Here is an 11,994-nt window from a genome sequence, read left to right on the forward strand (position 1 = left end):
CATATTGAATGTATCTGAATGTTTTTGAATGATTTTGAATGATTTTAGTTGTTTTTATAATGAAAACGCTTTATATTAGACGTATGGAGGGAACAAGATGTTAACGAAACAACGACATCAGTTGATTTTACAACGCTTATCTGAGCAGAAAGTCGTCAAATTGAAAGAGTTGGTTGATTTGACAAATTCATCGGAGTCGACGATCCGCCGTGATTTGACGGACCTCGAAGCGGAAGGATATCTGGCAAGGGTGCACGGTGGAGCGACACTCATCGCGACTCCTGACGAAGAACCGACATTTGAAGAGAAACGAGATCGTTTCGTCGATGAAAAAGTTGCGATTGCACGGAAGGCCGCAACATTCATCGAAGACGGCATGTCGATCTACTTAGATGCCGGTACAACGACGCAGGCAATGGTTCCGTTTTTAGAAGGAAAGAAAATTGTCGTCGTCACAAACAGTCTACCGATAGCGAATGAATTATTTGATCTTGATATTAAGACGTTTGTGATTGGCGGAGAATTGAAACGGTCGACTCAGGCGCTCGTCGGATACAACGCGCGTGAGAGCATGATGAACTATCGAGTTGACCTCGCTTTCCTCGGAATGAACGGAATCGACCTTGACGCAGGCTACACGACACCAGACCCAGAAGAAGCGCTTGTCAAAAAGACGGCAATTGAATTAGCACAGACGTCATACGTGCTCGCGGACGCATCGAAAATCGGGAAACGAACGTTCAGCCGAGTCGCCACGTTAGACGCTGCGCAATTGATCACATCAAGCGATGCATCAATGAGTTCCATCCAAACAATAACAAAGGTGGTGAATGCGAAATGATTTACACGTTAACACTCAACCCTTCTATTGATTACTATGTGACATTACCAGAAGTAAATTTAGGAGAAGTGAACCGAATCGAAGAAACAACCGAACGAGCAGGTGGAAAAGGGATCAACGTTTCGATCGTACTTCGAGAATATGAAAAAGAAACGAAAGCTCTTGGCTTTGTCGGTGGAACGACAGGTGACTTCATCAAAAAGTCGCTCGTCGACCATGGCGTACACACGGACTTCGTCGAAGTGAACGGAAATACCCGAATCAACGTCAAGATTCGTGCAAAAGAAGAGACCGAATTGAACGCGAGCGGACCGAACATCACGGATGGTGAACTCGAACAATTAAAAGCCAAGTTCGACCAAGTCGATGAAGGTGACATCGTCGTTCTTGCAGGGAGTATCCCAAGCAATTTACCAGACTCGTTATACCGGACAATCGCTGAATCTATTCGTGAAAAAGGTGCCGACTTCGTCGTCGATACGACGAAAGATGCCATGCTTGAAGTCCTTTCGCTCGAACCGTTGATGATCAAACCGAACCATCACGAGTTAGGTGAACTGTTTGATACAGAGATCGAGACGTTTGAGGACGCTCTTCCTTATGCGGAGCAGCTCGTCGAACGTGGCGCGAAAAACGTCATCATTTCATTTGCAGGTGATGGAGCACTACTCGTCAACAAAGACGGCGCGGTTACGGCGAACACACCGGTCGGGAAACTCGTCAACTCAGTCGGTGCCGGAGACTCACTCGTTGCCGGATTTGTCGCAAACGTCAAAGAAAAAGGCGAACAGGAGGCGTTCCGCTACGCTGTCACAACAGGTAGTGCGTCCGCATATACGTTTGGTCTTTGTTCAAAACAAGATATTGACCGATTGATCGATCAAGTACAACTTACACCACTTAAACGAATGGAGGAAACAACATGAAAATCACGGACTTGCTCCAACGCGATACGATTCAATTGAATCTTCGCGCTAGTTCTAAGCGTGAGGTCATCGAAGAACTCGTCGATGTCCTAGACCGTGCCGGCAAACTATCTGACCGTAACGGATATCGTGACGCCATTTTAAAACGTGAAAGCGAGAGCACGACAGGACTTGGAGAAGGGATTGCCATCCCCCACGCGAAAACGAGCGCCGTCAAAACACCAGCCATCGCTTTCGGTCGTTCAGAAGGCCTCGATTATGAAGCGTTAGACGGTCAACCAAGTCGTCTCTTCTTCATGATTGCAGCTGGGGAGAACGCAAATAACGAACACCTTGAAACGCTCTCTAAATTATCGGTCTACTTGATGGACCCAGCATTCCAAGAGCGCCTTTATGCAGCAACTTCTGAAAGCGATGTCCTCCGTGCCATCGAGGAGAAGGAAGCTGCTGAAGAGAAGCCAGAAGTCGTCAAACCTACGAATGAAGATGCACCATTCATCTTAGCAGTCACGGCTTGTCCGACAGGAATCGCCCATACGTATATGGCAGCGGACAGCTTGAAACAAAAGGCGGAAGCGATGGGCGTCGATATTAAAGTCGAAACGAACGGTTCTACTGGAGTGAAAAACGAACTTACACGTGCAGATATCGATCGTGCAACAGCAATCATCGTCGCAGCAGATAAAGCCGTAGAAATGGATCGTTTCGCTGGAAAGCGTGTCATTGAAGTACCGGTCGCGCAAGGAATCCGTAAACCAGAAGAACTCATCAATCGCGCCGTCAATCAAGATGCGCCGGTATATGAAGCTTCAAAAACATCTGGTGCACCGAAAGAACAACGTACAGGTATCTACAAGCACTTGATGAGCGGTGTATCTGCAATGCTCCCACTCGTTGTGGCTGGTGGTCTCTTGATCGCGATCAGCTTCTTCTGGGGCATCAACTCGGCGAACCCGGATGACCCGTCTTACAATGAATTTGCCGCCCAGTTAATGACTATCGGTGGAGCTGCCTTCGGTTTCCTCGTTCCGATTCTCGCTGGTTTCATCGCCATGTCGATTGCCGATCGTCCAGGTCTCGCGCCAGGGCTCGTCGCAGGGGTACTCGCAAGTCAAGGGAACGCCGGATTCCTCGGTGGTCTCATCGCCGGTTTCTTGGCAGGTTATGTTGTTCTCTTCTTGAAGAAGGCGCTTGCGAAGTTGCCAGCTTCACTTGAAGGAATCAAGCCGGTCCTCTTATATCCGTTACTCGGATCGTTCATTTCAGGTATGGTCATGTTGCTCGTCGTCAATGAACCGATTGCAGCACTGATGACATGGTTGATGGATACGTTGAACAGCATGAGCGGCGCAAACGCCATCCTTCTTGGTGTTATCGTCGGTGGTATGATGGCAGTCGACATGGGTGGTCCGATCAACAAGACTGCATACGTGTTCGGTACGGCAGCCCTCACAGCTGGAAACCAAGAAGTCATGGCAGCCGTCATGGCGGGTGGAATGGTGCCACCAATTCTTGTCGCACTCGCATCAACTGTATTCGCTCGTCAGAAATTCTCGAAACAAGAGCGTGAAGCAGGTAAGACTGCCTATATCATGGGAGCCTCATTCATCACAGAAGCTGCCATCCCGTTCGCTGCAGCGGATCCGATTCGCGTCTTACCATCTGCTATCCTCGGCTCTGCAATCGCAGGTGGATTGTCAGCGTTCTTCACGATTCAATTGCCAGCCCCACACGGCGGAATCTTCGTCTTCCCACTTCTTGAAGGAGCTGGAAATGTCGCGATGAGCATGGGACTCTATGCCGTTGCCATCTTGACAGGTGCCCTCGTCGGCGCATTGCTCCTTTCATTCTTGAAGAAGCCGTTAACGTCATCTACACCGATCCAATCAAAAGAAGTCGCATAAACCGAAAGAGTCGTTGCCTCAGTAGAGGTGGCGGCTCTTTTTTTTGTGGTAGAAGAACGATGAAAATTCACATAATCTCGGATTGCAAGTTGGGGATTTGTGGTAAACTATTTGTAAAGCTTCGGGTTAGGAGGGGGTCACATTGGACATTCGGGTCGCCAAACCAGATGATGTGTATGGGATTGCGAGAGTGCGTGTGAACGGATGGCGAACGACCTATCGGGGGATCGTGCCGACTGAATATTTGCTAAAAGTATCGTCCGGTTCCATCGAATGGGCAGAACGGTTGCGGACAGCGCTTCGTCAACAGGAAGTAGCCGGCTTTGTGGCGACTGTGGATGATGAGATTGTAGGCTTCGTCCTTTACGGAGAAGAGCGTACGGGTGAGTACCCGGACCACACGAACGAAGTGTATGCCATTTATATTTTGGAGAATCATCAAGGGAACGGAATCGGGTCCGCTCTCCTTGAGCACGCCGTGCAGTCGATGTGCGAAGCGGGACTTTTGATTTGGGCGCTTGAGATGAATCCGTTCCGCACATTTTATGAGCGGAAACAAGGGCAAGTCATCGACCAAAAGGATCGGGAGTTCGGGGAGTTGTTACTCCGTGAAGTGGCGTACGGCTGGGAAACGACCCGGCATGATTCGATTATGGGAGCCTGAGCTTACAGACCGTAGGGTGTTCTACGGTCTTTTTTCTGTACATTGTCACTGTTTGATTTGTGAGATTAGTGCTGAAATGGATACGCCGGAAGAAGACTATGAGAGTGCCTCTAAACACTTATTCGAAGCATTTGATAAGTTTCCGGAGCATTCGATTTTCTTCGCCCTCGGCGTATATCTTGAATCAACTTTCGTCTATCCAGTATTAGACGAAGCAAAGATTGAAGAGATCGAGTCGATGCTGAATAAAATGGATGCTAAGTCAAAAGGGATCCTCTACTATTCAATGGCCAATCTACATGAATTCGAACATCCAGAACAGTATGAATCGTATCTGTTAAAAGCGATAACGGAGTACCCAGAATTTCCTCGTTACTATCTTTGTCTTGGACGGTACTATATCTCAAACGATAATATTGAAAAGGGAAAACTGTACGTAAGAGAAGGTTTGCTAAGAGTAAAAGAGTGTCTTAATGAATCATCACTCCATGACTTTGAAATTTCTCTATATTCGTTCATTGATGAAGAAATCGGTGGACTTTATATGTTCGAGGAGTCTTATCAGGAATATAAAGAAATGTGCTCATGAATCAATTAAAAATAGTGTTGTTCCATTATTTAAACTCTTCTATACTGAATTGAACAAAAAATTCCAAATGAAGGGTTGGGAGACTTTGAAGCACCAAAAAATATGCATCAAGTTAAGTGGAGCTGCTCTAGCCGGTGATGGAACGGAAAATTTTGATGAAATGAGTCTCAGCCTGATTGCAAAGGAAATATTGTCACTCGCAAAGAGTGGGGTTGAAGTTTGCGTCATGGTCGGCGGGGGCAACCTCTTCCGAGGGAATCAAGCAGAAGCGTGGGGCATCAATCGAGTGGAAGCTGACAGCATCGGGACGCTCGGGACAGTCATGAACTCATTGATGTTGCGGGGCATCTTGAAACGAGATACCAATCGAGAAGTACGCGTCATGACGTCGATTCCAATGCCAAGCGTTGCCGAGCCATACATTCAACTTCGTGCAATCAATCATTTGAAAAAAGGATATATCGTCATTTTCGCAGGCGGTAACGGTCAACCGTTCGTTTCTTCAGACTATCCGGCCGTTCAGCGAGCCATCGAAGTGGGGTGTGATGCCTTGTTCGTCGCAAAGAACGGTGTTTCTGGCGTATTTGATCGAGACCCACGATTGGATGCAGCGGCTCGTCAATATGAAACCCTTCACTATAACGACGTCATCTCCCATGATTTGAAAGTGATGGACCAATCAGCGTTACTACTCGCAAGGGATCACGGATTGCCGATTCACTTGTTCGATTTCAAGGAGCGGAATGCGATTCAACGAATTCTCCAAGGAGAGACCATTGGAACGATGATTCATCACCATGACACGCAACTTTTGCAGAATTGAGGGGACGATATGCATGAAGTAACAGATGGTCAAGTCGTCGGGACAAACGGAATACCTGTCTCGTATTCGTTCCTGCAGCCTGATTCGTCATCCGACACCCTCGTGATCTTGTTGCCGGGATACGGATATACAAATGATTCCCCGATGTTTCGCTATACGACAGCGCTTTGTTTAGAGAATGGATTGAACGTCCTTGAGGTCAACTACAACTATCGGGATGAGCGGTATGATTCAGTCGATGTATCAGTGGCGATTGTTAACGATGTTCGGCTCGTCATCGATCAACTGCTACAATCCCATTCCTTTAATAAATACATAATCATCGGAAAATCGCTCGGTACGATTGCGATGACGAGTGAACGTGGCCGTCATGTGTTTCGCGACGCCGAACTGGTCTGGTTGACACCGTTGTTGAAACGAAATGACGTATACGAAGCGATCTTGTCTCATGAGGGAAAACAGCTCGTTCTCATGGGTACGGAAGACCAACACTACATACTTGAACGAATCAAGAATCTTGAGCATGAGGCATTGACTGAACTCGAGATTGTCGAGCAGATGAACCATAGTCTCGAGTACACAGGAGACACATACCGGTCACTACGCTTACTCGAAACACTTCTCAAACGCGTTGAGGAATTTGTCGTTATACCATAAAGTTATTAGGTTGTGAGTATTCTTACGATACTCACGACGATTTGCAAGGGGGAATCGATATGGAATTTACCACTGAACGTCTAGAAATCAGACCATTCAAGAAGGACGATCTGTATGCTACATTTGATATTTATAAAAATCCTGACGTGTGTAGATATCTCTTACATGACCCTTGGACTTCTGAGAATATGAATGAAGCGTTTGCTAAAAAATTGACCAATTCTACCCTTACCGAAACAAGTCCATTGAATTTGGCGGTTGTCCTTCAAGATGAAGTGATCGGGGATCTCACGGTTTGGTATACGGGAATGAAAGAAACTGTCGAGATTGGCTATTGCTTCGCTGATTCTCACTCTGGGAAAGGGTTCGCTACTGAAGCAGTGAGAGGATTGGTCAAAGAGTTGTTTAACGAGTTCAACATACATCGAATACAAGCCAATCTTGATGCAAGGAATGTCGCTTCCCAAAAATTATGCGAGCGAATTGGAATGAGAAAAGAAGCTCATTTCTTGAAGGACTATTGGAATAAAAATGAATGGACCGATAGCATGGTGTATGGAATACTACAAGAGGAATTCAAGAAGTGATAAGACAATCAGTAAAAAATGGTACAAGAAAAGGAGATGACACATGTCACCTCCTTTTTCGTTTATAGTTTCTCAACGACCGTTTTCGGGTCGACACGTTCTGTATAGTCAGCGGGCACATCACTGAATGAAATCGTGCCATCTGGTTGAATGATAAACGTCGCTGGCTTCGGAAGCTGCCAATCCTCATTGCCGTTATGTGCATCGACGTGGAGACCAGATGCTTCATAAATCTCAATCAAATAATCGGGCATATCAAAGACGAGGTCAAATTGACGTGCGACTTGATTATCCACGTCGCTCAACACGTAAAAATCGAGCTCATTCTTCTCTTTCGTAGATAGTGAGTAGTCCGGTGTCTCTGGGCTGATTGCCACGAGTGTGGCACCCTTTTCCTCAATTTTTACTAATTCACGCTGATACGCTCGAAGTTCGAGGTTGCAGTATGGGCACCATCCACCACGATAAAACGTGACGATGACAGGTCCTTTCTCGAGAAGTGCCTTCAAGCCGACGTTTGTACCGTCTGCATGAGGCAATTCAAACATTGGCGCTTGATCACCGACGGTTAGTCCCGATGCAATCCCTGAATCTTTCAATTCTTGCGTCGCTTGTGCCATCAATCGCTGCTTTTCGGCCGGTGCTTTTTGCTTGAATTGATTTTTGTACGCTTTAATTTCTTCCAATAATGTATTCATGCTTTTGCCCCCTTTTCCGATATGTTAACTGAATAAAATACAGATTGCGAATATAATGATTTCTTTCTATATTGATTCTTGGAGTGAAACTCCATTTCAGGTTCCGAAAAATAATTTTCGAATAATTCAATCAATGATCAACATCTATTTTTCCTAACCGATATTGTAGGTAACGAAAGGAGTGTTCGGTCTATCAGACCGATCCTTCTTCAACATTCTATTCGGGGTAAGGAGATGTTTTATGAGACAGAAACGTACCATCAGCATCAAACAAAAATTGATTGTCTTATCAGTCTTATTATTGCTCATTCCGGCGACATTGATCGGGGTCGTCGCATACGCGCAGGCAAAGCAAAAGATTGAGTCACAAATGATCCAGTCTGCCAATTCGGGAGTAGACCGGATGAACAACGAAGTGACAAATTTAATTGCGCCGATTCAAACGGACATTTCATTCTTCTCCAATCGGCTCGATGCTTCTATCTATGAAGAAGGTGAAGAAAATCAGGCGTTAGCAGAAAAGTTCACGGAGTATTTAGAAACACATCCAAAAGTGACGAACATTTATTTTGCATCAGCAGCGGGGGCGATGACGATTTATCCTGAACAGGAATTGCCTGAAGGGTATGATCCCCGTACCCGTCCTTGGTATGAGGCGGCAGAGGCAAGTGGGCAAGAGGTCGCCATCACGAATCCCTACGTCGACGCCGCCTCTCAGAAAATGATGATCACGGTCTCAAAAAAGACAGCGGACGGTCGTGGTGTCGTTGCGGTTGACGTAGACGTAAATGATATTGCTGACGTCGCATCGAGTATTCAAATCGGTCAGGAAGGATATGTGGCGATCTTTGATGAGGCACAACAAGTCGTCATTCATCCATCGATTGAAGTCGGAGAAAAGTCTACCGAGGCTTCGACAGAGTCATTATTTGCAACAGATGAGGGAATTCTATCAGTAGAGGAGAACGGAGAGGGTGTCGAGAAAGCGTTCGTGACGAACCCACTCACTGGATGGAAAATCACAGGTACACTTTATGACGGTGAGATTCAAGACGAGACTGTCGGTATTCTTTGGACGACCGTATTCGTCATCGTCGGTATGTTCGGTGTGGCAGCGGTGCTCTTGTACTTCGTGCTCCGGTCGATTTTACGCCCATTGCGCTTATTGACCGAAGGCGCAGAACGAATTAAGTCAGGAGATTTGACTGAACCGATACAAGTATTGTCGAACGATGAGATTGGGCGTGTATCCGAAAGTTTCAATGAGATGAGTGCCTCACTACGGATGGTGTTGCTACGTCTAGACGATTCAATCAGTCAAGTCGCGGCATCTTCGCAGGAATTGATGGCAAACTCCGCACACAATACCGCTGCGTCAGAACAGATTGCTCGTGCGGTCGATCAGATGGCGGTCAGTGCCGATGGTTCAAAACGTCAACTTGATGACAATGCGACATCGCTACAAGCCATCACATCCGGAATTATGCGTATCTCAGAGAGCTCGATGGACGTGTCTGAACTATCACGCGAGACGTCAAATGAAGCGGAAGATGGGTCGACGACAGTGAGAGAGAACGTCAAGCAGATGCAGGCAATTGATGCATCAGTCGTGACGTTTGAAGGCGTCATTCAATCGTTGGCACATCGCTCGAGTGAAATCGGCGAAATCGTCTCGGTCATCAACGGGATTGCGGAACAGACGAACCTGCTCGCATTGAACGCAGCGATTGAAGCGGCGCGGGCTGGCGAGAACGGGAAAGGATTCGCCGTCGTCGCGAGCGAGGTTCGGAAACTTGCGGAGCAGTCCCAACAGTCAACGAAACAAATTGCGGCATTGATTGATCGTATTAAACAGGAAACGGAGCAATCCGTTCATTTGATGCAAGAAGTATCTACCCACACGAAAGCCGGACTGATTTCTTCAGAAATGACGGCAGACCGATTTGAGAAAATTAAAGAGCGGACAGTCGCTATGACCCCGAGAATCGAAGACGTGACGGCAACTGTCGAGGAGATTGCAGCGAACGTTCAGGAAGTGGCGGCGACTGCATCTCAAATCGCGGACATCGCCGACGAGAACTCGAGTACCTCTAAGCAAGTCGCAGCAACGACAGATGATCAATTGAAATCGATTGAAGAGGTGTCACAATCGGCGAAAGCACTTGCGACGATGGCAGAGGAACTACAGGACCTTGTCTCACGATTCAAGTTATAAAATGACAAAGAAGCAGAGCGTTCAGCTCTGCTTCTTTCTTATAGAATCGGACTGAGGAGTCGTGAGACCCCTTCGCGTAAGCGAACCGTCCATTTTCGCTTTTCATAGTCTTCCATCGCATACGTTCGACTGACTGCAGTGTCTGTCTCAAATAAGGAAACAAGTTCGAGGGCGACGCGTTCATCATAAATGACTGCGTTGACTTCAAAGTTGAGACGAAAGCTTCGGGCATCCAAATTCGTCGTTCCGACCGTCGCAATCTCATCATCGACGACGAGCGTCTTCGCGTGAAGAAAACCTTCATCATACAGATAGACATTCGCCCCATAGTCGAGCAATTCTCCGAGGAAGGAGAGCGATGCCCACATGACGAACGGGTGGTCCGGTTTTCCTGGGATCATGATGTCCATTTGAACGCCGGAGTTGAGTGCCATTTTACATGCATCCATAAAACTCGTATCAGGTATGAAGTAAGGGGTTTGGATGACGACCCGTCGTTTCGCCGACATGATCATTTTAATCATCATATTTTTTAAATGTTCCGTATCCGAGTTCGGACCGCTCGTGACGATTTGCATCGGGGAGTTGTCCTTGATCTCATGTCTCGCAAAGCAGAACGTATTTTCCGGATCATGCTTGCGGTGACCTGAGTAATTCCAGTCCAGGATGAATCGGTGTTGAAGATTATAGACGACGTCTCCTTCAACACGCAAATGGGTGTCGCGCCAGTATCCGAACTTCTCAACGAGTCCGAGATATTCGGTCCCGACATTAAAGCCACCGACATAGCCGATCTTCCCATCAATGATGACGACTTTTCGGTGATTTCGGTTGTTTAACTTAAAGTTGATCATTCCGAGCGTCGGTGGGAAGAAGACACGTACCTCCCCGTCATTCGCAATCAACTCTTTAAAGTCTGAATTACGGAGACTGCGAGAACCGACCGCGTCGTAAAGAAGCCGAACTTTGACACCTGCTTTCGCTCGTTCAATCAATTCCTTTAAAAGAGCTTGTCCAAGAGCATCGCGCTGGATGATATAGTACTGGATGTTGATTTCGGTTTCGGCGGAGCGAATATCATCCATCAACGCTTTAAACTTTTGTTCGCCGTCATGTAAGATGAGGGAACGGTTATGTACACTAATCAAAGATTTTGAAGAGCGCAAATTCATTTGAAGCAGTTGATCATACTTTTCGAACAGTGGTTGCGCAAGTTGCGTCTGACGTGTGTGAATCTGTTCGAGCTGTGCTTCCACTTGTAGCGAATGAAAAGAGCGTTCTTCCACACTCAAATTGTAGAAGTTATCCTTTTTGAGTTGTCGTCCGAGGAACAGGTAAATGATAAAACCGAGCACCGGCAAGAAAAATAGGACAAGCAACCAGGCCCAGGTCGCGCCAACGTCACGTCTTTCGGCAAAAATGACGGCGAGTGCGAACAATAAGTTTAACCCGAGGACGATATATAGCCCCCAACTGAAAATAATGGACCAATCCAACAACATACACCCCTTAAAAATCGATTTGTAGCTTAATCATACATCAAATGCGGGAATAGGTTGCTATCAAATGAAATAGGGGGAGAAGACAATGAACATGGAAGTCGTATGGAAGCAAGGTATGGCATTTGAGACACATACGCCGTCGGGGCACACAGTGACACTTGACGCATCCGAGGACGTGGGCGGTCTCGACACTGGACCTCGTCCGACAGAGATGTTACTTCACGCTACCGCGTCATGCACAGGGATCGATATCGTCTCCATTTTGCATAAGATGCGTCAACCGCTAGAATCGTTCGAGATGAAAATCGACGGGGTTCGGGCAATCGATCATCCAAAACGCTTTACAGCCATTCACATCTTGTATATTCTGAAAGGCGACATGTCGGAAGAACGGGTGCGACGCGCGATTGAACTATCTGTTGAACGCTATTGTTCTGTTTCACACAGTCTCAACGCCACTTTAACTTACAGCTATCAATTGAACGATGGCGAAGTCACTGTGTTTGAACTTCAGCAGTGAGCAAGATGGTTGAAAGGCAATCAGTTCTCCGTTATATTTGTATTTCAAATACTGTATAACTAAAGGAG

Annotated in this window: 12 protein-coding genes; 10 read left to right on the top strand and 2 right to left on the bottom strand. The window is 46.8% G+C overall.

Going from position 1 to position 11,994, the window contains the following annotated elements:
• Positions 1–97 precede the first annotated feature (97 nt).
• From KNO75_RS03500 to KNO75_RS03535, 8 genes are all read left to right on the top strand, one after another.
• On the top strand, positions 98–841 hold the full coding sequence (locus KNO75_RS03500) for a DeoR/GlpR family DNA-binding transcription regulator (protein WP_214819799.1): 744 nt from the start codon (positions 98–100) through the stop codon (positions 839–841).
• Complete coding sequence (pfkB, locus tag KNO75_RS03505; RefSeq protein ID WP_214819801.1) at positions 838–1,767, top strand: 1-phosphofructokinase; 930 nt, start codon at positions 838–840, stop codon at positions 1,765–1,767. The genes KNO75_RS03500 and pfkB overlap by 4 nt, the downstream gene beginning before the upstream one ends.
• Positions 1,764–3,671, top strand: a complete 1,908-nt coding sequence (locus KNO75_RS03510; protein WP_214819803.1) for a PTS fructose transporter subunit IIABC — start codon at positions 1,764–1,766, stop codon at positions 3,669–3,671. The genes pfkB and KNO75_RS03510 overlap by 4 nt, the downstream gene beginning before the upstream one ends.
• A gap of 142 nt (positions 3,672–3,813) precedes the next feature.
• Positions 3,814–4,335: a GNAT family N-acetyltransferase gene (locus KNO75_RS03515; RefSeq protein ID WP_214788312.1), complete on the top strand. Its 522-nt coding sequence runs from the start codon at positions 3,814–3,816 to the stop codon at positions 4,333–4,335.
• On the top strand, positions 4,280–4,924 hold the full coding sequence (locus KNO75_RS03520; RefSeq protein WP_214819805.1) for a hypothetical protein: 645 nt from the start codon (positions 4,280–4,282) through the stop codon (positions 4,922–4,924). Before KNO75_RS03515 ends, KNO75_RS03520 begins: the two co-directional genes overlap by 56 nt.
• 67 nt (positions 4,925–4,991) lie before the next feature.
• Positions 4,992–5,747, top strand: coding sequence for a UMP kinase (pyrH, locus tag KNO75_RS03525; RefSeq protein ID WP_214819806.1), 756 nt, complete (start codon positions 4,992–4,994; stop codon positions 5,745–5,747).
• A 9-nt stretch (positions 5,748–5,756) separates the two neighbouring features.
• Entirely contained in the window at positions 5,757–6,404 is a 648-nt protein-coding gene (locus KNO75_RS03530; protein ID WP_214819808.1) for an alpha/beta family hydrolase, read from the top strand.
• A gap of 59 nt (positions 6,405–6,463) precedes the next feature.
• A complete protein-coding gene (locus KNO75_RS03535; RefSeq protein WP_214819810.1) occupies positions 6,464–6,991 on the top strand; it encodes a GNAT family N-acetyltransferase in 528 nt (175 codons plus the stop codon).
• A gap of 62 nt (positions 6,992–7,053) precedes the next feature.
• On the opposite strand, the gene KNO75_RS03540 is transcribed toward KNO75_RS03535, so the two are convergent.
• A complete protein-coding gene (locus KNO75_RS03540) occupies positions 7,054–7,689 on the bottom strand; it encodes a peroxiredoxin-like family protein (protein WP_214819812.1) in 636 nt (211 codons plus the stop codon).
• Between the two features lie 241 nt (positions 7,690–7,930).
• Between KNO75_RS03540 and KNO75_RS03545 the strand changes: the two genes are divergently transcribed.
• On the top strand, positions 7,931–9,904 hold the full coding sequence (locus KNO75_RS03545; protein ID WP_214819814.1) for a methyl-accepting chemotaxis protein: 1,974 nt from the start codon (positions 7,931–7,933) through the stop codon (positions 9,902–9,904).
• 38 nt (positions 9,905–9,942) lie between these two features.
• Here KNO75_RS03545 and cls read toward each other — a convergent pair whose 3' ends face one another.
• Positions 9,943–11,406: a cardiolipin synthase gene (gene cls / locus KNO75_RS03550; RefSeq protein ID WP_483297997.1), complete on the bottom strand. Its 1,464-nt coding sequence runs from the start codon at positions 11,404–11,406 to the stop codon at positions 9,943–9,945.
• An 85-nt stretch (positions 11,407–11,491) separates the two neighbouring features.
• Between cls and KNO75_RS03555 the strand changes: the two genes are divergently transcribed.
• The gene (locus tag KNO75_RS03555) at positions 11,492–11,926 is read left to right on the top strand and encodes an OsmC family protein (protein WP_214819817.1); all 435 of its coding nucleotides are present in this window, start codon (positions 11,492–11,494) and stop codon (positions 11,924–11,926) included.
• Positions 11,927–11,994: the final 68 nt, after the last annotated feature.

Origin of the sequence: Exiguobacterium sp. s35 (assembly GCF_018617535.1) — a bacterium.
GTDB classification, from domain to species: Bacteria; Bacillota; Bacilli; order Exiguobacteriales; family Exiguobacteriaceae; genus Exiguobacterium; species Exiguobacterium aestuarii.